Origin of the sequence: Dactylosporangium sp. CA-152071, from assembly GCF_050936335.1 — a bacterium.
GTDB classification, from domain to species: domain Bacteria; phylum Actinomycetota; class Actinomycetes; order Mycobacteriales; family Micromonosporaceae; genus Dactylosporangium; species Dactylosporangium maewongense.
In genome coordinates this window covers 6,356,155-6,378,064 of sequence record NZ_JBNJMZ010000001.1, presented here as the reverse complement: position 1 = coordinate 6,378,064, position 21,910 = coordinate 6,356,155, and the positions used below count along the sequence as shown (strand labels likewise).

General features: G+C 70.9%; 20 protein-coding genes and 2 tRNA genes. 14 read left to right on the top strand and 8 right to left on the bottom strand.

From position 1 onward, the window contains the following. Nucleotides 1-40: 40 nt before the first annotated feature. Nucleotides 41-688: a lanthionine synthetase LanC family protein gene (locus ACQEVZ_RS28600; protein WP_433372015.1), complete on the top strand. Its 648-nt coding sequence runs from the start codon at nt 41-43 to the stop codon at nt 686-688. Here ACQEVZ_RS28600 and ACQEVZ_RS28595 read toward each other — a convergent pair. Beyond that, entirely contained in the window at nt 685-1,389 is a 705-nt protein-coding gene (locus ACQEVZ_RS28595; RefSeq protein WP_433377043.1) for a transposase family protein, read from the bottom strand. The two genes, ACQEVZ_RS28600 and ACQEVZ_RS28595, sit on opposite strands and share 4 nt — an antisense overlap. Before the next feature lie 308 nt (nt 1,390-1,697). On the opposite strand from ACQEVZ_RS28595, the gene ACQEVZ_RS28590 reads away from it, so the two are divergent. The 5 genes from ACQEVZ_RS28590 (at nt 1,698) to ACQEVZ_RS28570 (ending at nt 5,324) form a co-directional block, all read left to right on the top strand. Then, on the top strand, nt 1,698-2,495 hold the full coding sequence (locus ACQEVZ_RS28590; protein ID WP_433372012.1) for an SAM-dependent methyltransferase: 798 nt from the start codon (nt 1,698-1,700) through the stop codon (nt 2,493-2,495). A 582-nt stretch (nt 2,496-3,077) separates the two neighbouring features. Beyond that, a complete protein-coding gene (locus ACQEVZ_RS28585; RefSeq protein WP_433372009.1) occupies nt 3,078-3,236 on the top strand; it encodes a hypothetical protein in 159 nt (52 codons plus the stop codon). Next, nucleotides 3,233-3,922: a DUF6518 family protein gene (locus ACQEVZ_RS28580; RefSeq protein WP_433372006.1), complete on the top strand. Its 690-nt coding sequence runs from the start codon at nt 3,233-3,235 to the stop codon at nt 3,920-3,922. Before ACQEVZ_RS28585 ends, ACQEVZ_RS28580 begins: the two co-directional genes overlap by 4 nt. Nucleotides 3,923-4,169: 247 nt before the next feature. Continuing rightward, nucleotides 4,170-4,793: a DUF998 domain-containing protein gene (locus ACQEVZ_RS28575; RefSeq protein ID WP_433371998.1), complete on the top strand. Its 624-nt coding sequence runs from the start codon at nt 4,170-4,172 to the stop codon at nt 4,791-4,793. Between the two features lie 66 nt (nt 4,794-4,859). Further along, nucleotides 4,860-5,324, top strand: coding sequence for a hypothetical protein (locus ACQEVZ_RS28570; protein WP_433371995.1), 465 nt, complete (start codon nt 4,860-4,862; stop codon nt 5,322-5,324). 526 nt (nt 5,325-5,850) lie between these two features. Here the strand turns inward: ACQEVZ_RS28570 and ACQEVZ_RS28565 are convergent. Next, a tRNA-Arg gene (locus ACQEVZ_RS28565) sits at nt 5,851-5,923 on the bottom strand. 44 nt (nt 5,924-5,967) lie between these two features. Beyond that, a tRNA-Ser gene (locus tag ACQEVZ_RS28560) sits at nt 5,968-6,058 on the bottom strand. A 182-nt stretch (nt 6,059-6,240) separates the two neighbouring features. Here ACQEVZ_RS28560 and ACQEVZ_RS28555 point away from each other — a divergent pair. Further along, nucleotides 6,241-7,842 carry a hypothetical protein gene (locus tag ACQEVZ_RS28555; RefSeq protein WP_433371992.1) on the top strand — a complete coding sequence of 534 codons (1,602 nt, stop codon included), beginning with the start codon at nt 6,241-6,243 and terminating at the stop codon, nt 7,840-7,842. Nucleotides 7,843-7,845: 3 nt separating this feature from the next. On the opposite strand, the gene ACQEVZ_RS28550 is transcribed toward ACQEVZ_RS28555, so the two are convergent. From ACQEVZ_RS28550 to ACQEVZ_RS28540, 3 genes are read right to left on the bottom strand one after another with little or no spacing between them, the layout of a single operon-like run. Beyond that, nucleotides 7,846-10,980 (bottom strand): S8 family peptidase, encoded by a 3,135-nt coding sequence (locus ACQEVZ_RS28550; protein ID WP_433371989.1) that lies wholly within the window; start codon nt 10,978-10,980, stop codon nt 7,846-7,848. Between the two features lie 29 nt (nt 10,981-11,009). Further along, nucleotides 11,010-11,747: a CPBP family intramembrane glutamic endopeptidase gene (locus ACQEVZ_RS28545; protein WP_344501220.1), complete on the bottom strand. Its 738-nt coding sequence runs from the start codon at nt 11,745-11,747 to the stop codon at nt 11,010-11,012. Nucleotides 11,748-11,804: 57 nt separating this feature from the next. Further along, nucleotides 11,805-12,917 carry a globin domain-containing protein gene (locus tag ACQEVZ_RS28540; protein ID WP_433371986.1) on the bottom strand — a complete coding sequence of 371 codons (1,113 nt, stop codon included), beginning with the start codon at nt 12,915-12,917 and terminating at the stop codon, nt 11,805-11,807. Between the two features lie 245 nt (nt 12,918-13,162). Here ACQEVZ_RS28540 and ACQEVZ_RS28535 point away from each other — a divergent pair, with 245 nt between their 5' ends. Beyond that, nucleotides 13,163-13,609, top strand: coding sequence for a pyridoxamine 5'-phosphate oxidase family protein (locus tag ACQEVZ_RS28535; RefSeq protein ID WP_433371983.1), 447 nt, complete (start codon nt 13,163-13,165; stop codon nt 13,607-13,609). Nucleotides 13,610-13,661: 52 nt separating this feature from the next. Here the strand turns inward: ACQEVZ_RS28535 and ACQEVZ_RS28530 are convergent, their stop codons facing one another. After that, nucleotides 13,662-15,215, bottom strand: coding sequence for a peptide deformylase (locus ACQEVZ_RS28530; protein ID WP_433371980.1), 1,554 nt, complete (start codon nt 15,213-15,215; stop codon nt 13,662-13,664). A gap of 358 nt (nt 15,216-15,573) precedes the next feature. Between ACQEVZ_RS28530 and ACQEVZ_RS28525 the strand changes: the two genes are divergently transcribed. From ACQEVZ_RS28525 to ACQEVZ_RS28505, 5 genes are all read left to right on the top strand, one after another. Beyond that, the gene (locus ACQEVZ_RS28525) at nt 15,574-16,365 is read left to right on the top strand and encodes a hypothetical protein (RefSeq protein ID WP_433371977.1); all 792 of its coding nucleotides are present in this window, start codon (nt 15,574-15,576) and stop codon (nt 16,363-16,365) included. Nucleotides 16,366-16,399: 34 nt separating this feature from the next. Continuing rightward, nucleotides 16,400-17,269, top strand: coding sequence for an MEDS domain-containing protein (locus ACQEVZ_RS28520; protein WP_433377040.1), 870 nt, complete (start codon nt 16,400-16,402; stop codon nt 17,267-17,269). 49 nt (nt 17,270-17,318) lie between these two features. Beyond that, nucleotides 17,319-18,245: an anti-sigma factor RsbA family regulatory protein gene (locus ACQEVZ_RS28515; RefSeq protein WP_433371974.1), complete on the top strand. Its 927-nt coding sequence runs from the start codon at nt 17,319-17,321 to the stop codon at nt 18,243-18,245. 35 nt (nt 18,246-18,280) lie between these two features. Continuing rightward, nucleotides 18,281-18,787, top strand: coding sequence for an NUDIX domain-containing protein (locus tag ACQEVZ_RS28510; RefSeq protein ID WP_433371971.1), 507 nt, complete (start codon nt 18,281-18,283; stop codon nt 18,785-18,787). A gap of 142 nt (nt 18,788-18,929) precedes the next feature. Next, the gene (locus ACQEVZ_RS28505; RefSeq protein ID WP_433371968.1) at nt 18,930-19,115 is read left to right on the top strand and encodes a hypothetical protein; all 186 of its coding nucleotides are present in this window, start codon (nt 18,930-18,932) and stop codon (nt 19,113-19,115) included. A 108-nt stretch (nt 19,116-19,223) separates the two neighbouring features. Here ACQEVZ_RS28505 and ACQEVZ_RS28500 read toward each other — a convergent pair whose 3' ends face one another. Continuing rightward, entirely contained in the window at nt 19,224-21,329 is a 2,106-nt protein-coding gene (locus ACQEVZ_RS28500; protein WP_433371965.1) for a carboxypeptidase-like regulatory domain-containing protein, read from the bottom strand. Nucleotides 21,330-21,513: 184 nt separating this feature from the next. On the opposite strand from ACQEVZ_RS28500, the gene ACQEVZ_RS28495 reads away from it, so the two are divergent. Continuing rightward, complete coding sequence (locus ACQEVZ_RS28495; protein WP_344501211.1) at nt 21,514-21,867, top strand: sterol carrier family protein; 354 nt, start codon at nt 21,514-21,516, stop codon at nt 21,865-21,867. Nucleotides 21,868-21,910 lie beyond the last annotated feature (43 nt).

Here is a 21,910-nt window from a genome sequence, read left to right as displayed (position 1 = left end):
ACGCTCAATGCAACAGAGCCTCGTGTACGCACTTGCGGCTGTGGGCGCCGCTGCTGGCCGCGACGACCTGATCGAGCTGGCCCTGGCGGGCGCCGCCGACGTGGTGTCCCGTGACGAGGCGGGACCGGCGGGCTTTCTCGTCCCACATTCCGACCCGCAACACAGACCCGAGCTGATCGAGCGCTACAGCTACGGCTGGTGCAACGGCCCAGCGGGCGATGCTCAAGTCTTCCGGCTGCTCGGTGCGCTGACCGAGGACGCCGCCTGGACCGCTCTCGCCAACCGATGCTGGCAGACCGTTACCCACTGCGGCCTTCCACACCGCGTGCGCCCCGGCTTCTGGGACAACAACGGCCGCTGCTGCGGAACGGCCGGAGTTCTCGCGCTGGCCTGCGACCGGCACATTGAGCAGGCCCAGTCGCTCGACTTCGCCAACGTGCTGGTCGACGACCTCATCACCCGGGCGACAGTCGACGCGGACGGGGTGCGCTGGTCAAATCACGAGCACCGCGTGACGCCCAGCACGCTCGAGCCCAGAGTCGGATGGGCGATGGGCAATGCCGGCATCGTCCGTGAACTGTTGCGGTTCGCCCGCACCACCGGCGGAGCGGATTCGGCGTACGCCGTGCCGTGGCCCGACGACCATCCTCCCGCCGCGCCGCGGGGGGTGTCGTTCCAGCAGGACTAACCCCTTTCCGCACAACGCCTGCATCGCCGCTGACTCGGCGAGGGACCGCTGGCGACCTGGTGGGCGTGGGTGACCTGCGCGTGGAGTGCGTCGGCAACGAACACCACGTTGTTGAGGCTGCCCAGCCGGGCCGCGACTTGTTCCGGCAGCGGCGTGAACGCCGGGATTTCATTGGACTTCGCGGCGATTTGGACCTGGGCCAGGACCACGCCGTCGGTGTGTCGTAGGCCGACAGCTGGTGGACCTGCCGGCCGTCGGGCAGCCGGGCGCCGCGCTGGACCTTGCCGTCCCCGTCTCCGGGTCGCGCGGTCGGCTGGGCCGGCTGGGGTGCGGGCAGGCGGGAGCGCAGCCAGTCGGTCAGCACGGCCTGCAGCGTGGAGGCGTCGACGCGGACCAGCAGCCGCCAGAGTGTGCTCAACACCGGGACCCGGCCGGTGAACCCGAGCCGCCGGCCGGTGGCCGGGTCGAGGTCGTCGGCCCAGTCGGTCATCGCGGCGAACGTGACCGCCGGCCAGGACCGCGCACACGGCCACCGCGAGCAGGCTGGCCAGGGAGTAGCGGATCCCGCGTCGGTCGCGGGGATCCGGCACCCGGGCCAGGGCTGACAGCAGGCCATCCGGCTCGTCGACACGAGGCGGCGCTGTGAGGCCGGTCGGGGTGGGTGCGTGCTGGCGGATCACGTCGATCAGCGATGATGGCATCAGCGGGTGCGGTCCTTCGCTGGTGTCATGTTGTCTCAGCAACCCCATGATCACCGATGGATCGCACCCGTCCCGCAGCACCCCAACCCCGGCCACGGACGCCGACATCCGCCCAGGTCAAACGCCCGTCAATCGACTACGCAAAGACCCTGGCGCTCAACCCCCGGCCCTACCATCGCCTCGTCACCGAGCAGGTCGCGGAGTAGCCGCCACCGGCCGATGTTGTAGAGTGCGTCGGACTCGTACAACAGCGATAGAAGTCAGTGGTAACCTCGCACACGACGAGCCTTTTACATAGGAGCCTGGCTATGGTCGACCCGGATTCCGAGCTCGCCGCGCAGCTTCGTTTCGATGTGCCGCACGCGGCGCGGATCTGGAACTACTGGATGGGCGGCAAGGACAACTTCCAGGCCGACCGGGCCGCGGGGGACGCAGTGGTCCAGGTCTATCCGGAGATCGCCGTCATGGCGCGTGAGTCCCGGCAGTTCCTCATCCGGGTCGTGCGGTTCCTGGCCGCCGAGGCGGGCGTCCGGCAGTTCCTCGACATCGGGACGGGCCTGCCCACCATGCAGAACACCCATGAGGTCGCCCAGCAGGTCGCGCCCGAATCCCGGATCGCGTACGTCGACAACGACCCGATGGTGCTGGTGCACGCCCGTGCCCTGCTGACCAATTCCAGCGCCGAGGGCCGAACAGACTATGTCCACGCCGACTACCACGACCCGGAGCTGATTCTCGCCGAGGCGGCGAAGACGCTGGACTTCTCCGAGCCGGTCGCTGTGATGTTCATGGGCGTCATGGGCTACGAGCCCGACCTGGACGTGGTGCGTTCCATCGTCGGGCGGGTGATGGACAGCGCCGCACCCGGCAGCCACCTGGTCCTGTGGGACGGCACCGACACCACCCCGGCCGTGGTCGAGGGCGCCAACAAGCTGGCGGAGAGCGGCGGTGTCCCGTACATCCTGCGCAGCCCCGACCAACTGGCCGGATGCTTCGAGGGTCTTACGATGGTGGACCCCGGCCTCGCGCCGATCACGCAGTGGCACGCGGAGGACCCTGCGGCCGAGCACATCGACGCGTATGGCGCCGTGGCCCGCAAGCCGTGACACGTCCCTGATCGGACGGGGCCGCGTCCCGGGAGGTGTGCCGCAACAGCCGTCGAACAGGGCGTCAGTCGTGGTCGGCGGGGCGTAGTGCCGTTGCCGGCCGCAGTTCCTCGAAGTCCACGACATCATCGGCGACGAACTGGTCTGGAATGACCTCAGCATTGCGGTGCGGTTGACCCTCGATGCCGATCTCGTCGGTGTTGCGCCTCAGATGTGGTGGCGAGACGGTGTGGCGAGGCTTCGAGCCGTCTTCGCTACAGATCGCTTCCGACTGCCGCCGGACCAGCAGCTCACGGTCGCCGATGAAGCGGCCGGGACCGTTGCAACCATCGGCTGATACAACACCCGGTCACACGGCGTCCTCATCTCGCCTACGTCATGTCAGGCCAGCAGCGGCGGAAGCGCCGGTCACCCGCTGTGACGAACTCCAGCTGGCCTTCGCGCACCAGACGCGGCATGTTGGCTTCGTTGGTGAGTGTGGGACCCGTTTGTCGGTGAGCTTGGGTCCCACCAGCTGGGGGTCGGATCGTGTGTTGGTCAGTTCGGGACCCCTCGGCCAGGGACGCCGCCCTCGCCGAGGTGATGAAGCTGCGGCAGTCCTCGTACTGCCGATCGGGCCTGGACGCTCTCGAACGGCAGTGGCGCGATAAGGTACTCGACGACGTCGGCAATGGCGACACCGGACGCTTCCGGCAGATCATCGACCTGAACTGCCCCGAGAACGCGGAGAGCGCTGCGTGAACGCCCGGCTGCCCGTGGCGCTCGGTGCCGGCCTCGGCGTCGCCGCATACCTCCCCGATCTGCTGGACGACTCGGTGGCGCCCTACGCCACGCCGCTGTTCAGCTCAGGATTCGCCTGGGGGCTCGTCGCCCTCGTCGCCGGGTACACGACGCGGCGGCCGAGGTCCTCGATCGTGGCCGGTGCGGCAGCGCTCACGACCGCCGTGTTCGTCTACTACCTGCTCGTCGTCGCCGGTCAACGCTGGTATGTCGACGCGTCGAGCAGCGCGGACGGGATGGCGACCATGGCCGGGCTGCGATCAGTCGGCCGGTCGGTCGTGTTCTGGACCGCCGGTGCGCTCATCGGTGGCGGCATGCTGGGATGGTTGGGCCACGTCGTCCGCCACGCGCCGGCGTCACCGGGCTCGGCCGCGATCGGCGTGACCTTTGGCCTGCTGTCCGGGGAGGCGATCGGCATCCCGCTCGTCTACAGCTCGGTCTGGGACGCGCCGCTGGACCCGTTCAGCCTGGCCAAGCTCGTCCCGTCGCTGGCACAGCTGGTCCTCGGCGTCGCCACGGTCGCCGTCCTGACCCGCATACGCGACCGGCCGACGATGTGGCGCCTCACCGTGCTCGCCGCCGCCGCGTCCGTCGTCGTCAACGTGACCCTCTGGTATGTGCTCCTGACCGTGCGGTTGAGCCTCTGATCGTCAGCTCCGGGCGTCCACGATGAGCAGGCCGACTGCGTCGATCGGCAAACTGCTCACTGCCGATCGTGTACCTGACCAAGATCACCACCCGACCCGCCGTTCTGAACGCATCCGCAGCCGCAGCATGCTGCGGGCGGGTCCCAAACCCACAGATAATGATCAAGAAGTAGTGATCCGCCCGGGCCCAGGACTCACGCATATCTGGGCCCCGTTCTCGCCGATGAAGCCAGCATGTCCAGATTCGATGCCGAGCTCCGACGTAGCAGGTGTGAACGACACCTCGCGAAGAGCGGCCGCACGGCTCGCGGCCGCCGCCATTGTCACCTACCAGGTCCTGCTCCTCATCGCGGTCATAGTTCGGTCCGACATCGATGTCACCCACAAGCCGGTCAGCGAGTACGCCATCGGCCGGCACGGCTGGATTGCCGTTACCGCGTTCCTGACCTGCGCGTTGAGCTACGCCGCGCTGGCCGCTGCGATCCACGGGCGGACGGCCCGAGCCCTGCTCGCCATCTGCGCCCTCGGCACCGCCGGAGTCAGCGTCTTTGTCGCCGATCCGGTCACCACACCACTGGACCAGCTGTCAACCATCGGCACACTGCACGTAATCGCCGGCCTGACCGCGCTGGTCCTCCTGCCCTTCGCCGCCCTCTTCGCCGGTGGCCGCCTCAATTGGCTACCGCTGGCCGGGCTGATGGGCCACTACGCACTGTCCGTCGTCATCCCACCCAACGGCTGGCCTCCACGCCTGCTCTTCCTCACCTACGCGATCTGGGTCGTCCTCACGACCCAACGCACCATCCGGCAGTCCCGGCACCCGGCGCCGCCTCTCCACGAACCCGCCACTTGGCGCAGCGATCTCGATTGACCGCGCCGCGCACACGGCGGCATGAGCGGATACCGGCGAACGTATGGCGTCAGTACCCTGGCTGAGATGGCCGTGCAGGTTCTTGGGCGCAGACCTCACCGTCCCGCTGATGTGAGCGCTCGCGGGGTCCTCGACCGTGCGCCGGCAAAGATCAGCCGCGTGTTCATCGCAGAGCTTGACCAATCCGATGCGACACAGCTTGGTTCGTACGGCCTGCGGATGGTGGTACTGGCGATGCGGGAAGGTTCCCTGGATCGCCTCCAGCACGGCTTGCTGGCGATGGCTCTTGGCGCTGCGGTCGACGTCCCCGATGACCGGGATCTCATGATCGGTTTGGCATTGCCACACGTGGCCGCCAACCAGCTCGGCGCTGAGCCGATCCAGGTCTTCGAAACGACGGCGGCACGCTTCGATGAGGGCTGGTTGCCGGAGCTCCTGTGTGGGTTCGGCGCCCGCGTCGATGTCACGCTCGCCGCCTTCGGATGGCGTCAGATCCTGACGGACGACGGCCTCGACGTCATATCCAGCTGACTGCGCATGGCGACGCCGGAGGCACTTGCCGCAGTGCGGCAGGCGTTGCCTGGCTGGTTGCCGACATCGAGTCGCGTTGCGCGTCGCCAACTACACGAGCCGTCAAGATCTTGCCACCAAGGTCAGTGCACTGTATTCGGCATGTCAGTGCACCGGCTCCACCACAGGCACCAGGCTGCACAGCCGACGAGGTCCACCACCGCTGGCGGCACCACCGCCGGGCACCCGTACCCGAGCCTGGCGCAGACCCGCCCACCGAGATCAAATCGCGCCTGCCACCCAACCCGGATGGATCTTCAACACCCGCGAAATCCACAACCAGTCAGATGCCGCCCACCGGCCGTCACCCGCCGGATCCCTATTCGGAACGGTGGACCAGGCGGCACAGACCCGCGCCGACCAGCACGGACCGGTCTGGACGCTTCCGAAACAGCCGATCACTTTCGGAACACTTTGAGTCCACAGTGGACGAATGACGAGAGGCGGTTGATCTACGTTTCCGCAGGTCAACCGCCTCTTGATGTTGCGCGCCCGAAGGGACTCGAACCCCTAACCTTCTGATCCGTAGTCAGATGCTCTATCCGTTGAGCTACGGGCGCTTGGTGCCTGCCTAGTGTACACACCAGGTTTTACCGGTTTTGCGCGGAGGCTCCGGGATTCGAACCCGGGATGGGCTTTAAGACCCAAACCGCATTAGCAGTGCGGCGCCATAGACCGAACTAGGCGAAGCCTCCAACAACCCCTGTCGCCAGGAGCCGCCGTCCGAGGATACAGGGCCGGTGAAGGACCGGGCAAAGCGGGTGACCCTCCGGCGCGTCGGACCGGGCTGCGTGGTTTGCGTCACATCGTCCACCGGAGGACGTTTGCCTGGTCGCACGGCGGGTGCCATCGGCGTTGGCGCATTACGCTCTTGCGAATGGGAGAGGAACCGAAGTCCACCGAGCCTCCGACTTCCAACGAGCCACCCCGCCGCCCACAGGTTCTCGGCGACACCTCCCTGCGGTTCGAGCCGCCGCCGCAGGAGTCCGCCCCGGAGACCGCGCCGCCGGCGGCGGCATCCCCGCGTCCGGCGACCACGCCGTTCGGCGCCCCGCCGCCGCCCGTCGTGGAGGCGCCTCGACAGACGGCTCCGCAGCCCCGCGTGGCGCGCCCAGCGGCGAAGCCGGTGACCCCGTTCGCCCCGCCACCGGTGGCCGGACCTGCGCAGCAGCCGAGGCCGGCGGCCGCTCCCCCGCCGGTCAAGCAGGCGAGCCCTCCCGAGCCGCCGCCACCGGTGACGAAGGCCACACCGGCGAAGACCACGCCCGCGAAGGCCACCGCCAAGAAGGCGGCACCCGCGAAGGTCGCGGCGAAGACGGTGCCTGCGGCGCGGACGTCCGAGCAGCCGGTGCCCGCCGCCGAGCCTGCCCAGGCGACGCCCCCGGAGGCAGCGGCACCGGCGAAGAAGGCGGCCAAGAAGGCCGTGGCCAAGAAGGCGCCGGCGAAGAAGGCAGCGCCCAAAGTGGAGGTCGAGCCGACGCCGGAGACCACGCCCGCGATCAAGGCTCCCGTCAAGAAGGCTGCCGTGAAGAAGGCGGCGGTGAAGGCGACCTCGACCCAAGAGGTCCTCTTCCCGGCACCCAAAGCGCCCGAGGCGCCCGCAGCACCCGAGGCACCCGCTGCACCCGCTGCACCCGAGGCAACCGACGCACCCGACGTACCCAAGGCAGCCGAGGCACCCAGGGAAGCCGAAGCAGCCGAGCAAGCCGAAGCAGCCGAGCAAGCCGAAGCAGCCGAGGCGGCGCCGGTGGTGGACGAGGTGACGCTCGTCGAGGGGCGGGTGGAGGTGGTCGAGGCCGATCCGACCGACCTCGGAATTGCGGAGCAAGAGACAGAGAATGCACAGGAGCCTGCCGGGCGGGGGATCAATCCCGCGTACCTGCCGGAGCTGCTCGCCCTCGCCGCGGTCGCGCGGCTCGGGGAGGCGGCGCGGGAGCGGGCCGCCTGGTATGCGGCGAACTACCCCGGCGTCGACGGTGACGCGATCGGGCGGGCGGTGACGCGGGAGTTCGTGCGGCGGGCCAGGAGGCTGGGGATCGCGGCGGGGGCGGCCGGGCCGCTGGGGCTGGTGGTCGAGGCGGCCGGGGTCAACTGGCTGCACGCCAAGCTCGTCCTGCACCTGGCCGCCGCGCACGGGCACGATCCGCTCGACCGGGCGCGGGCGGCCGAGCTGCTCGTCCTGCAGCGGGTGTACGCGGAGGTCGCCACCGCCGAGGCCGCCATCATGGCCGCGGAGCAGGCGCAGCGGTCGCGGCGGGCCGGGCCCGGGGTGGGGGTCGCCAGGCTGGCGGGCCCGCTCGGCCGGACGCTCGGCGGCGGGCTGCTGCAGGCCGCCGGGGTCAGGATCGCCCGGCGCGCGGTGCCCGGGATCGGGCCGGTGATCGGGGCGGTCGCCGCGGTCAGGTCGACCGAGGCGATCGCCATGCGCGCCACCCGCTACTACCGGCGCAAGCCGGTCCCCACCCCCGACGGGCGGTAGGCGTCACCGCGGGGTGACCCGCGGCGACACCCCCGAAGCAGACCGCGACGCGGACGGCGGCCGAACAGGCCCGGAAACCGAAACGGACGGCGACGGCCGCGCCGGCCTGGAAACCGAAGCCGACGGCGACGGCCGGGCGGGCCTGGAACCCGACGGCGACACACCAGGCGACACACCAGGCGACACACCAGGCGACACACCAGGCGACACACCAGGCGGCACCGCAGGCGACGCGCCAGGCGCCGGAGCGGGCGGCAAGGCGTCCGGGCCGACCGCGATCGTGGTCCAGGCCCGGGCCGCGGTGCCGTCGCCGAACTCGACCATGCCCAGGTAGCGCTTCGCGGGGTCGAGGTCGTGCCAGGCGGCGGTGAAGGTCACCGGCCGGCCGGGCTGGACCGCAGCCACCGGCGGCGTGACCGTGAGGTTGCCGGCCGGGTCGCCACCGACGAGGAACGTGTGCGCCACGACCGGCCGGCTGTCGGCGTCGGGTGGCGCGGCGAAGCGCACGACGTACACCTCGAACACCCCCATGGACGTGAGCGGGATCTCCTCGTCGGCGGTGGTGCCGTCGCTGCGGTCCACGAGCTGCCCGTCCTGGTAGAGGTAGAGGTCGACGTCGGTGCCGGGGACGTGGTCGGCGGCGAACGTGGCCAGGCGGCCGAACTCGGCGCCGGGCGGCACGGTGACGGTGAACTTGAAGACGGCCGGGCCGGTGGCGGGCGCCGTGGGCACGAAGGCGGCCGTGCTGCCGACGAGGTTCTGCTGGTGGACGGCCGACGGGGTGAGGCCGAAGAGCTTGGTGGTGACGTTGCCGCTGTACCCGGCGGTGAGCTCGATCGCGGCGGTGCCGGCGGCGCCGGAGCCGGTGACCTCGCCCGGGCCGGCGAGCGCGACGGGCCGGGCGCCGATGGGGCTGCGCACGGTGTGGCCGCGCAGGTCGGTCCAGGTGAGGGAGCCGAAGGTCCAGACGCGGTACGCGGCGTCGGTGCGCCGGATGGTGACCTTGAAGGTGGCGGACTCGCCGGGTGCGACGGTCAGGGTGCTCGGCGTGACGGTGACGGCGAGCCCCTGCGGCGTGGTGACGGAGGCGACGTAGACGCTCGGCTGGGTGGAGACGTTGGTGACGGTGCGGACGACGGTCTGCGTCCCGGCCAGCGAGGCGACCGCGATCGACGGGTAGTTGAGGTCGCTGGGGTCGGCGCTGCCGACGGTCGGGCACCAGTCGCTGACGAGCTGCAGCTGGCCGATGGCGCACCCGTACCGGGCCCAGTCCTGCGGGCCCGACTCGTAGACCAGGCCGGGGTCGAAGGCCTGCGAAGGGCGGACGTGGCCGGAGCCGTAGTCGAGCGGGCTCGCGATCTTCCCGGCCCTCTGGATCATGCCGTCGGTGTTGTCGTGGACGCCGGCGGTGGTCATGAGCGCCGACTGGACGGCCGACGGCGACCAGTCGGGGTGCTCGGCGCGGATCAGGGCGGCGATGCCGGCGATGTGCGGGCTGGACATCGAGGTGCCGGACTCGCCGTCGAACAGGTTGCCGTGGTGGCCGGCCGGGGACACGCCGGCGACGATGTCGACGCCCGGGGCGGTGATGTCGGGCTTGATCAGGTCGCCGCCGGCGAGGGCCGGGCCGGCGGAGGAGAAGGCGGCCATGGCGGGCGCCCGCGGCACCACCATCGACACGGCCGAGAGGGAGGCGGTCGGATTCGGGGTCGCCAGGTACGCCTTGATCGCCGCCCCGGCGACATGATCGACGTGGACGGTGGGGATGACGTGGTAGTCGGCGTTGAGCGAGTTCTCGCTCGGGTTGTAGAGGACCATGCCGACCCCGCCGGCGTCGCGGACGGCGATGCTCTTGTCGGTGCGCGGGTTGACGCCCCGCTTGCAGAGCACGATCTTGCCCTTGACCAGTGCCGGGTCGAGGGTGCCGGGGTAGCAGAGCTCGACCTTCTCCGCGTCGGCGGTCTTGAGCCCGGCCTTCACGGAGTCGACGAGCGGCGCGGACGGCACGGCGGGGCCCTGGCCGGCGCCGGTGTAGGTCTTGCCGTTGCCGAGGGTCACGGACTTGTCGGCGCCGCGGTCGTGGGAGCTGGCGGCGACGGTGGTCACCCAGGGCGCGTTGTGCGCGACGGTGGACTCGTCGGGGCCGCTGTTGCCGGCGGACGTGGCGACGAAGACGCCGGCCGCGGCCGCGTTGTAGAAGGCGAGCTCGACCGGGTCGACGATGAGCGACTCGGAGCCGGAGACGGAGTAGTTGATGACGTCGACGCCGTCGCTGACCGCGTCGTCGACCGCGTCGAGCAGGTCGACGGTGCCGCCGGAGCCCTCGCCGTCGGACTGCCGCCACAGGGCCTTGTAGACGGCGATGCGGGCGGCGGGCGCCATGCCGGAGATGGTGCCGACGGGGTCGCCGTTGATGGTGGCGGGGACGTCGGGCAGGCCGGCGGCGGTGGTCGCGGTGTGGGTGCCGTGGCCGTCGTAGTCGCGCGGGGAGTGGAACTCCGACTCCCAGCCGCCGAAGCCGCCGCCGTCGTAGAAGCGGGCACCGATGACCTTGTTGTTGCAGGTGATCCTCTGCTGGGCGGTGCCGGTGCCCTCGTCGCACTTGTCGGTGCCGCCCCTGGCCCACTTCTTGTCGATGACGGCCTGATCGGGGCGGGGCTCGGGAAGCGGGGCGAGGCTGGGGCTCTCCGGCCAGAAGCCCGTGTCGATGACGCCGATGATCATGCCCTCGCCGGCGCGGGACGGGTCGCCGAAGTGCTTGGCCCACGCCCCGGCGGGGCCGTCCAGGCCGAGGAAGCCGGTGGTGGAGATCGTGTCGACGGTGCGCCGCTCGTTGGGCCAGACGTGGCGCACGCCGGGGGTCCGCTCCACGCGGGCCTTCTGCTCGGGGGTGAGCGCGGCGGCGAAACCGTTGAAGGCCGACTCGTACACCGTGACCGTCCTGCGGATCCCGGCGCGGCGCAGGACGTCCGCGCGGCCGGCCCGGATCGCGCCGCGGGCGCTCTCCTGGCGTCCGGCCGGGTCGCCCTCCAGCTGCACGATGTAGAGCGCCGAGCTCGCCGCCTTGCCGGAGACCGCCACCGGCAGCGCGAAGACGGATGACGCGACGAGGGTGATGACGAGAAGGATTCGGCCCACACAAGCCAGACTAATTGTGGCAATTTGCCCTATCTCAGGAACCGCAAATGATCCTTGAGCAGGGCGTACCCCACGAACGACACGATGTCGAGGATCGTGTGCGCCACGATGAGCGGCATGACCCGGTTCGTCCGCCGGTAGAACCAGCCGAAGACCAGCCCCATGACGAAGTTGCCGATGAACCCGCCGAAGCCCTGGTAGAGGTGGTACGACCCGCGGATCGCCGCGCTGGTCACGATCGCCACCCAGGGGTTCCACCCCAGGTCGCGCAGGCGGGTCAGCAGGTAGGCGATCATGACGATCTCTTCGAGGACGCCGTTCTGCAGGGCGGCCAGGATCAGCACCGGCACCGACCACCAGTGCGTGCCGAGCGCCTCGGGCACGATCTGCGCGCTGATCCCCAGCTCCCGCGCCGCCCACACGAGGGCGAGACCCGGCAGGCCGATCAGGGCGGCGAGACCCACGCCGTAGCCGAGGTCGGAGCCCGGCCGCACGCCGAGGCGCCAGTCCTCGTGGTCGCGGCGCAGCAGGTACACCGCGAGCAGCGGCGCGACGAAGCCCAGACCCGTGTAGACCAGCTGGTATGCCAGGTCGAGCCAGGGGCGGTCCGGGGTGATCGACGGGTTGAGCGTCGCGGTCTGCTCGGAGAGCGGCTTCACGTAGGTGAGCCGGTCGATGATCGCCAGGATCGAGAGGATCGCGGACCTGCCGAGCGACACGCCGAGCAGGAGGATCACCTCGACGCGGACGGCACGCTTGTCGATCACGCGCGAAACTCTAGTTCGGCAGGGGCGCCGCCCGCACGAACGGCGCCCCTGCCGATGTTACGAGTCCCCGAAGGCGTCGTATTTGATCCGGATTGCGGGGACCTGCATCTCCGCGAGGGTGCGCAGGGTCGAACGCACCATCTGCGGCGAGCCGGAGACGAAGAAGTCGTGGTCGTTCCACGGGCCGTAGCGGGCGACCACGTCGGAGATCCTGCCGTGCTCCCCGGGGAAGTCGGGGTCGTCGGTGGTCGCGGCCACCACCGACAGCCACGGGTAGCGGGCGGCGAGCCGGTTGAGGCAGGCCAGGTCGTACAGGTCGTCGCGGTTGCGGGCGCCGACGAACACGTGCACCCAGCGGGTCCGGTTGGCCCGGGTCATCTCCTCGATCAGCGCCTTGATCGGGGCGAAGCCGGTGCCGCCTGCGACGCAGACGATGTCGCGGGTCGAGCGGCGGTCCAGGACCATCGAGCCCATCGGGGCGCCGAGCCGGATCATGTCGCCCGGCTGGACCCTCCGGACCAGCGCGGAGGACACCCAGCCGGCGCCGACGGCCCGGACGTGGAAGTCGATGGAGCCGTCCTTGCGCGGTGCGTTCGCCGCGGAGTACACGCGCCACAGCCGCGGCTGGTATTTGCATTCGACGCTGATGTACTGGCCGGCGCGGTACTCCAGCGGCTGGAGCGGGCGGCACGTGATGACGGCGATGTCCTGGTTGCGCCGCTCGTGGTAGAGGACCTCGGCGTGCCAGTAGGGCGGGTTCGTGGAGTCGGCCTCGGCGCCGGCGATCATCTTCTCGGCGATCACCGCGTAGGCGTCCCGCCAGGCCTGGTCGAACTCGTGGGTCCACTGGTCACCGGCGAAGGTGCGCATGCCCTCCATCAGCGCCTCGCAGATGACGTCGTAGTGCTCGGGCCGCACGTGGAACTTGCGGTGGTCACGCCCGAGCGAGCGCAGGTACTCGTCGAACGTGTCGGGGTCGTCGACGGTCTGCACGGCGGTCACGATCGCGCCGAGGAGCCTGGAGCGCTGCACGTCCATCTGGACCGGGAAGAGGTCCCTCAGCTGCGGTTGGTTCAGGAACATACGCGCGTAGAAGTAGCTGGCGAGCTTGTCCTGCTGCTCCTCGACGAGGCTCCAACTCTCCTTCAGTAAACGCGACAGATCGCTCATCGGTGCCCTTCGCGGTCAAACGTAGGTGCCGTAGGACAGCCAGCGTCGCCACCAGGGAAGAACACGCATCGCACTGAGTGTGCGACGTCCCGTGTTCACCGATCCTTTTCCACTCGACGCGCCGGTACGGGGCACTGGACAGGTCGGCCATTCGGCTCAATCGCACTGACTGTCCGGCCGTCGCACACCACCGGTGTTTGGCTGGTGACAGAGCCAGCCGCCCATGGAGGTGCACCGTGCCGACCGTGTCCGATCTTTCGCGCGACGTGTCCAATGAGCTCGACGACCGGATGCAGCTCTTCATCCGCCGCCAGGAGATGCTGTTCGTGGCGACGGGCGAGCCGGAGGACGGCCACGACTGCACGTTCGTCACCGGCGGCGCCGGCTTCGTGCGGGTCCTTTCGGAGAACCGGATCGCGTGGCCCGAGTTCGGCGACGAGGGCCTGTCGGAGGCGATCACCGACATCGAGCGCGACCCGCGGGTCAGCCTGCTCTTCGTCGACTTCGCCCGCGGCGCGATCGGGCTGCACATCAACGGCAAGGCGAAGGTGCTGGACGACGACGCGATGCGGCGCGCGTACCGCTCGCTTCACCTGGATCCAGCGCTGGACCTGGTCGCCGACCGCCGTCCGGCGCGCTGGATCACGGTCTACGTCGAGTCGGCCTACATCTCCGCGGCGGGCGAGCTGTAGCGTCCCACCCTTCCGGACGCCCGGGCTCGGGCGTCCGGCCCTTCCGGGGCACTCAGGCGTAGTGCCAGGGCTTGCCCGTCTGGCGGTACTCCGTCGTCGGCACGAGCGGCGCGTCGTCCTCCATCCGGTCCACGTAGAGCCGCCCGTCCAGGTGGTCGATCTCGTGCGCGACCAGGCGGGCCAGCGCCTGGTCGTACACCGTCGTCACCGTCGAACCGTCGAGCAGCTCGCTCTCCACGGTGATCCGCAGCGGCCGCCGCACCAGCCCGCGGACGTCGAAGAACGACAGGCACCCCTCGAACTGCTCGTCGGCGTCGGACGACTCCGCCACGACCCTCGGGTTGATCAGCACGATCTGCTCCGTGTCAGGGTCGGCCGCGCGGATCACCGCCACCGCCAGCCCCGAACCGAGCTGCGGGGCGGCGAGCCCCACGCCCTTCACGAAAGGGTGCAGCGCCTCGATCCGGTCCAGCGCCGTGGCCAGCTGCTCGATGACGTCCTCGGCCCGCGCCGACTCACCGGGCAGGTCCAGCCGCCGCACCGGCCGGTCGAGGCCGGCGTCGCCGCGTTGGATCACACCGGCCGCGCGCATGGCGTCACTCGAGGCCGGCTGCACGAAAGGGGGCTCCTCCCAGTCGTCCGGCTGCTCGACCGCCCCTTCCGGCCGGGTGCCCCGGAAGCGCCACTCCAGCCGGTAGCGGTCGTGCAGGGTCGCCTGCTCGGTGTGCCACGAGAAGACCGCCCGCCCGTCGACGGACAGCTCCTGCGTGATGGGGGTGCGCAGCGGCACCTCCTCCGCCGACAGCGACGTCTGCACGCCCCAGACGACCGGCCGCATCCGCGCCGGGAACTCGACCTCGATGGTGAGCTGCCGGGTAGGCAGGCGGACGGTGCGCTGGAACCAGTGGCCCCACTTCTCGACGCTGATGTGCCACGAGTACGCGATGGTGGTCCGCTGCCCCGGGTACAGGGGGAAGCGGCCCTGCGCGTTCTCGAACAGCAGCCACGCCTCTTTGAGCGCGTCCCGGTCGGTCTTGGACCGCCAGTCCATGGGCTCGCCGGCGCACGACGCGACCATCGCCAGCTCGTCCCACGACATGGGGTGGTCACGGTGATGGCGGTTGGAGCGCGCCGGGTCGTCCGGGTAGCGGTCCACGGAGATCCGCACCAGGTAGCGCGTGACCGGCTCGGTGCCGGCGTTGTACAGCGCACGGCGGACCGTGCACCGGTATTTGCCGTCGACGTAGGACAGCCGGGCGGTCTCCCGCTCGACGACCAGTCCCGTGCCGGGCGGCAGCCACTGGTCGGGCACCGGCGGGTCGCGGCCTGGGAGGCCGACCCGGCTGCGGGCGGTCGCGCGCAGCTCGTCGTACTCCTTGTAGCGCTGCCAGATGGCGCCGCCGCTCTGCAGGATCGCCTCGGCGCGCCGGGCGAAGTCCTCGGTGGGGCGGTGGCGGCGGGCCTCGACGTGGCTCACGTAGGAGGCGTCGAACCCCATGGCGGCGGCCAGCTGCTTCTTGGACATGCCGCGGTCGATGCGCCACCGCGCGAACTCCGCGACGAACGCCTCTGACGCCCGCTGCACGGGAGAGTCGCTCGAAGTCATGTCCGTCCCAGCCCCGCAGGGAGACGGCCCCTGCCCGATTCAGTGTCCCCGCGGTCGGCTGTCGAACAGGTCAAGCGGACAATTTGCCGACAAAAGGGTTGACAACGCCTTCCCATCGGCGTTGATCAACGCTTGGGCATCAGCAGCCAGTCTGTGCAAAGTTACACAAAGTGACATCGGATAACGGACAATGTTGGAGTGGTTAGGCTTACCTAATCGCGGTATCGTGTGCGCTTGGCATGCACGTCTGGGGGTATCCGACGGTGGTGAGCACCGCACACACGCATAGGACGAGCGCCGCGCCGCGGCGTCCTCGCAGTGTGTCCCCCTGCCCGCCCGGCACCAGCGGCGACCCAACGTGACCGCCCTCATCAGCCGGACGGCCGTCGATCCCCTGGCCCCGGTGATCGCCGGGCTGGCGCGGATGGGCCTGCGGCACGGAAAAGAATCACTCCAAGGGCTGTCCACCGGGCTGGTCCCGCCGCACACGCCCGGCTGGCGCGCCGCCGGCGAGCTGCTCACCGCCGAGGGCGTCCGGGAGTGGCTCGACGCCGCCGCCCGGCGCTGGGACGCGCAGCCGCACGCCGCCGCGGCCCTCGCCTGGAAGTGCTACTCGTACTGGCTGGCCCTGCCGGCTGTGATCGGGTTCACCGGTTCGCGGCGGGTACCGCTGATGACGCCGGATCACGTCCTGGTCCGGTTCTCCGACCGGCAGCCCTTCCTCACCCTCGCGCTGCGCCGCCCCGTCACCGCGGTCCTCGCCACCGACCCCATCGTCGCCACCGACACGCCGGGGCTGCTCATCGTCGACGACGAGGACGAGCTGCTGGGCGTCATGCGGCGCTCGCTCGTCGACGCCCACCTCGACCCGATGCTCGACGAGGTGCGCAAGCAGGCCCGCCTGGGCCGTCGGACGCTGTGGGGCTCGGTCGCCTCCGGGGTCTCCTACGCGATCTCCCGCGGCCACGTCGCGCCCCCGGACGTCCTCCTCGACACCGCCCACCGCGTGCTGGCCGCGCTCGGCGCCGACGACCTCGTCGACCTCAGCGCCCGCGAGCAGGGCGGCCTCGACATCAAGCGGCGCACCTGCTGCCTCGCCTTCACCCTGCCCACCCCGAAGGTCTGCTCGAGCTGCTGCATCCGCGCCTGACATCAATTCCGGCGTCGATGGGTAAGTTGATGTCATCAACGACAGCGTCTCGACCAAACACACCAGGCACGTCCGCCTGGGCGACCACCTGTGCCTGCCGTTCGCGAGCGACCAGGAGCAGCGCGAGGTGGTGTCCGCCTACATCGCCGACGGCCTCGTCCGTGGTGAGCGCGTCCTGTACTACTCGGACCGGACCGCGCCGGGCGCCATCGACGCGTGGCTCGACCCGCGCGGCGTCGACGGGGCCCTCGCGATCGCCCGCGGCCAGCTCGAGGTCCGCCCGGCGGCCGACGACCGCTTCGACCCCGGCGTCCTCGTCGACGGCATCCGGCACGCCATCCGGGACGCCCGCGCCGCGGGCTTCCAGGGGCTGCGCCTCACCGGCGAGATGAGCTGGGCCCTGCCCGACACCGTCCGCCTGCACGAGTACGAGTCGGGTGTCGCCTCGACCGTCACCGGCTCCGACGGCGTCGCGGCGGTCTGCCAGTACGACGAGCGCCTCTTCGACAAGGCGGACTTCTCCGGTCTCGTCGCCCGGCACCTCGGGGTGATGACCATCGACCCGCTGCACGACGACCGCCGGCTCCGCATCGTGCCCACGTTCGCACCCCGCGGCCTGCGCGTCATCGGCACCGTCGACGACTCGACCGCCGGGCCGTTCGCCGAGGCGCTCGCCCACACCGCGGGATGGCCCGAGCCGATCGTCGTGATCGACCTCGCCGAGCTGCGCTTCATCGACGTCGCCGGCATCCGCGCCCTGGTCCGCGCCGCCGAGGCGCTGCCACCGGACCGGGTCCTGGAGGTGCGCCACCTCGCGCCGACCCTGCGCAACGTGCTGCGCATCGTCGGCTGGGACACCACCCCGGGCCTCACCATCGGGGACGCGGGGGTGCGGGCGTCGTGACGGGCCTGAAGCGCCGCGAACGGCGCCGGAGCACAACGGGGGCGACGTCGTGACCCTGATCCACCAGGCGCTGCTGTTCGACTCGCCCGAACAGTTCCTCGCGGCGGCCGTGCCGTTCATCGTCGAGGGCGTGCACCGCGGCGACACCGTCCTGGCCGTGACCTCCACCCGCAACACCGGCCTCCTGCACGAGCGGCTCGACGCCGCCGCCGACCGGGTCACCTTCCTCGAGCCGTCCGGCTGGTTCGACTCCCCCGGGCGCACCCTCGACGCCCACCACCGCCGCATCGACGCCCTCGCCGGCGACAGCGCCGTCCTGCGGGTCATCGGCGAGCCGGTCTGGGCGGGCCGCGACGACCTCGAGACGTCGGAGTGGGGCCGGTACGAGTCGGTGGTCAACGTCGCGCTCGCCGACTCCCGCGCCTGGGTCATGTGCGGCTACGACAGCAGCGCCCTCGCCAGCACCATCGTCGACGACGCCCGCCGCACCCACCCGCGGCTCGCGGTCGGCACCGCCAGCGAGATCAGCGCCGACTTCGCCGAGCCGGCCTCCTACTACGCCGCCCACAACACGCCGCTCACGCCGTGCCCGGCCACCGGTGTCGAATGGATCCCGGTCCACCCCGACCTGGCCCCGGTCCGGCAGTTCGTCGCCGACCACGCCCCGCGCCTCGGCGTCGCGAACGACCGGGTCGACGACTATGTGCTCGCCGTCAACGAGATCGCCACCAACGTCCTGCGGCACGGCGGCGGCACGGGCGAGGCCCGCATGTGGGCGACCGACCGCCGGGTCATCTGCGAGATCACCGACTCCGGCACCGCCACCGGCAACTTCCTGGGTTTCCTGCGCGCCGGCCCGCACTCGGAGCGCGGCCACGGGCTGTGGATCGCCCGGCAGATCTGCGACCTGCTGGAGATGCGCACCGGCACCGCCGGCACCACCGTCCGCCTCCACATGCGGCGGGCGGTCTTCTGAGGGCGCAGCGGCGCGCCCCTGGTTGGATGGACACCGTGACCGCTTCCTTCTTCGCCGCCGAAGGTCCGCCGGAGGCGGAGTTCCACCCCGGCATCGCCCGGCGGATGGCCCACAAGACGGTCGCCGCCGGCGCCCTGATCAGGGACCCCGCCGGCCGGATCCTCTTCGTCGTGCCCAACTACAAGCCGTACCTCGACCTGCCCGGCGGCATCGTGGAGACGGGCGAGCCGCCGAGCGCCGCCTGCCGCCGCGAGGTCCTCGAGGAGCTCGGCCTCGACCGGCCCACCGGCCGCCTGCTGGTCGTCGACTGGACGCCCGGTCGCGGCCCCTGGAGCGACCAGGTCCAGTTCGTCTTCGACGGCGGCGTCCTCGACCCCGCCACCGACCTGCGCCCCGCCGCCGACGAGCTCACCGGCGTCCGGTGGCTCCCGCTGGAGGACGCCGCCATCCGCGCGTCCCTGCACCGCCGCCTGTCATTGGCATTGACGGCGCTCACCACCGGCGAGCCGATCCACGCCGAGATGGGCCACCGCCACCAGTAGCGTTACTCAACCCCGGGCACGCCCTACTCGCCCCCGAACGGGGGAAGCTGACCAGCGCAGGACCGGAACCGTTCGCATGCTGACGACTTCGTGTCCGGCCGCGCACACTCTGTTGCGTGACACGGTTCATTGAGGAAGCAGCATGATCGGCCACACGCCCCGCCACCGGGAGCCCGGCCCGACCGTCAAGATGCTGCGCAAGGTGCGCTGGCTCCGGGTGATGCACCCGCGCCTGCCGGCACCGTCGGTGGTCGCCATGGACGCGGGTCTGGACCCCACCTGCGTCTCCCGGCCGTCGGCACTCGCGCTCCCCACCCACATCACATAACCCGCCGACCGCGGGGAGGCCGACCTGTGCGACGGCCCGCCTTCCCCGGTCAGCGGCCGGCACGAAAAACGGCGCCCCTGGTGTCAGAGGCGCCGTTTGCCGGGTGTGTCAGTCGTCGAGCCAGTCCAGCGAGCGCCGGTTGCCGCCGTTGCCGCCGTTGGCGCCGCCGCGAGGGGCGCCCTGCGGGTCGCCGTAGCCGCCGCGCTGCTCGTAGTTGTCGTTGCCGGCCCGTGGGGGCTCGGGAACGCGCTCGTAGCCGTCGCGCTCGTAGCCGGCGGCGGGCTCGTAACCGCCGCGCTGCTCGTAGCCGCCGCGGCCGGCGTACGGGCCGTCGTAGTCGGCCTGGCCGTTGTAGCCGTTGCCGGCGCTCGGGCTGTAGCCACCGCCGGCGCTCGGGTAGCCGTCGCCACCGCCGCCGGGGCCGTAGCCGCCCTGGCCGCTACCGGCCGACGGGCCGTAGCCACCCTGGCCACCGCCCGGGCCGTAGCCGCCCTGGTCGCCGCCGTACCCGTTGGCGCCATTGCCGTTGTAGCCGCCGCCGGACGAGGGGCCGTAGCCGTTCTGACCGCCGTCCGCGCCGTAGCCGTTCTGACCGCCGTCCGCGCCGTAGCCGTTCTGACCGCCGTCCGCGCCGTAGCCGTTCTGACCGCCGTCCGCGCCGTAGCCGTTGGCACCGCCGGAGCCGGGGCCGTAGCCGCCGCCCTGGCCGCCCGCGTAGCCGTTGCCGGCGCTCGGCTCCCAGCGCTGGGTGGAGTCCGCGTACCCGCCGCCACCGCCGCCACCGCCCGAGGGGCCGTAGCCGGCCTGGTCGTTGTAGCCGTTGCCGCCGCCCGCGCCGTATTCGGGGCTGTAGGGGTCGACCGCCGGGCGGGACGAGGGGCCGTAGCCCGCCGAGGGGGCGCCCTGCGCGTAGCCGTCCTGGTCGTTGTACCCGCCGCCGTTCGCCGCGCCGTAGCCCGCACCGGCGGCCGCGGCACCGTAGCCGGAGCCCGCCCGCGGCAGGGGCGCGCCGTACGGGTCCGGCGGCACGTCGTAGTCGCTGGCGCGGCCCGGGCGCACGATCGCGGTCGCGTCGTTCGCGGAGCCACGGTTGATCATCGTGGGCGAGCCGCCCATCGCGCTGACCATCGTCGGGTCGGCCTGGGCCTGGCGGTAGCCGGGGCGCTGGCCTCCGCCTCCGCCGCCGCGCCGCGGGGCCGGCTCCTCCTCGAGGTCCTCTTCGTCGTCGTCACCGCGGCGACGCAGGAGCAGCACGATCGCGACGATGCCGAAGATGACCAGGAGCGCGCCGAGCGCGATCAGGATGTACGAGGAATTGCTGCCGCCCCCGCTGGATGTGTTGGTCGTGTTCTGCGCGCCCGGGGCCGCGGCCGACTGCGAGTCCGCGCCGGCGGGCGTGGTCTCCTCCATGGACGGCGGCGCGATCGGGGAGGCGGTCGAGCCGATCGGCACCAGGGCGATCCTGTTGCCGGTGCTCCCCTTGCCCGCCTGCACGTTGATGTTCTTCAAACCGGCGTCGTACCCGTTCATGGTGACCGAGATCGAGATGCCGCCGGGGGCGATGGGGTTGCTCTCGGTGCCGAGCCAGCGGTAGGCGCCGGCGTCGTTGGTGGTCGTCGAGCGGCTCTTGCCGGCGCCGTCCTCCATGGTGACGGTCGCGCCCTTGAGCGGCTTGCCGGTGGTCGAGTCGTTGACCGTGCCTGAGACCTCGGTCACCGTCTGCGTCGCCGGCGCGGTCGCCGCGGCCGCCTTCAGGGTCACCTTGATCGAGCCGTTCCCGCCGCCCTGGATCTTGAGCTGCCCGTTGACGTCACGCGACTGGCCGGCCGGGATCGAGCTCTGTGCGGGCGGGCTGAAGGAGACGGTGAAGCTCTTCGAGCCCTCCGCCGGCAGGTCGCCCGGCGCGACCGTGCACTCGAAGCCCGTCGAGGTGTTCGAGCACCCACCGGGCGTGTTCATCGAGATGCCCTGGTCACCGACCGGGATGTCGACGCTGAACTTGACGTCGTTGTTCGGAGGGGCGTCGCCGGTGTTCCGAACCGTGATCGTCGAGGATCCCGCGCCGCCACCGACGGTGATCGTCGCGCTGCTCGCACTGATGTTGAGGTTCGCCGCCGCGAACGCCGGCGCGGCTGTCGTGCCGACTAGAGCGCCCGTCACCAGTACGGCCGCCGCCCCCGAGCGGAGCAGCAAGGCTCGTAGGTGGGTAGTCACGTCCACACCCCTCCGGATCTTGACTTCACCCGAGCGTCTCTGCCGAGCATGTCTGTCGATGGTCCATCATGCGAGCGGGGCTCGCTTTGCATGGTGCGCCGCAGCAAACTATGCCTTGTCCACAGGGGTCGGCGAAAGGCGCAGGGTGTTGCGACCGGCCCACAGGCGGTCGTATCGTCCCGTCATGTCCACTCCGCACCGATATTCCGACACGGTGCAGACCGTCCTTGATGCGATGGATGCCGGGCTCGTTCCGGACCGGTTCGCGCTGCGTGACGCTGTGCGCGAGCTTCTGGCTGACCTGCGGTCCCGTGTTCCCGGCCGTTCGGTGGAGGTGCGGGTTCCTCCATACGGTGCGATTCAATGTGTCGAGGGTCCGCGTCACACGAGAGGTACGCCACCCAACGTCGTGGAGACCGATCCAGCCACCTGGCTGGAGATCGCCACGGGTCGGAAATCGTGGCATGAAGCAGTCACCACCGGGAAGATCCGCGCGAGCGGAGTTCGGGCTGATTTATCGGCCTATCTACCCTTGTAACTGCGCAATTCGTACGTGACACTGGTTACGAACCGCGCGTGAA

What these genes read in the sequence shown, in the direction of transcription:
- ACQEVZ_RS28595 (WP_433377043.1), bottom strand. Translation starts at nt 1,389, where the DNA reads ATGCCATCATCGCTGATCGACGTGATCCGCCAGCACGCACCCACCCCG.
- ACQEVZ_RS28590 (WP_433372012.1), top strand. Translation starts at nt 1,698, where the DNA reads ATGGTCGACCCGGATTCCGAGCTCGCCGCGCAGCTTCGTTTCGATGTG.
- ACQEVZ_RS28585 (WP_433372009.1), top strand. Translation starts at nt 3,078, where the DNA reads ATGAAGCTGCGGCAGTCCTCGTACTGCCGATCGGGCCTGGACGCTCTC.
- ACQEVZ_RS28575 (WP_433371998.1), top strand. Translation starts at nt 4,170, where the DNA reads ATGCCGAGCTCCGACGTAGCAGGTGTGAACGACACCTCGCGAAGAGCG.
- ACQEVZ_RS28570 (WP_433371995.1), top strand. Translation starts at nt 4,860, where the DNA reads ATGGCCGTGCAGGTTCTTGGGCGCAGACCTCACCGTCCCGCTGATGTG.
- ACQEVZ_RS28555 (WP_433371992.1), top strand. Translation starts at nt 6,241, where the DNA reads ATGGGAGAGGAACCGAAGTCCACCGAGCCTCCGACTTCCAACGAGCCA.
- ACQEVZ_RS28540 (WP_433371986.1), bottom strand. Translation starts at nt 12,917, where the DNA reads ATGAGCGATCTGTCGCGTTTACTGAAGGAGAGTTGGAGCCTCGTCGAG.
- ACQEVZ_RS28530 (WP_433371980.1), bottom strand. Translation starts at nt 15,215, where the DNA reads ATGACTTCGAGCGACTCTCCCGTGCAGCGGGCGTCAGAGGCGTTCGTC.
- ACQEVZ_RS28505 (WP_433371968.1), top strand. Translation starts at nt 18,930, where the DNA reads ATGATCGGCCACACGCCCCGCCACCGGGAGCCCGGCCCGACCGTCAAG.
- ACQEVZ_RS28495 (WP_344501211.1), top strand. Translation starts at nt 21,514, where the DNA reads ATGTCCACTCCGCACCGATATTCCGACACGGTGCAGACCGTCCTTGAT.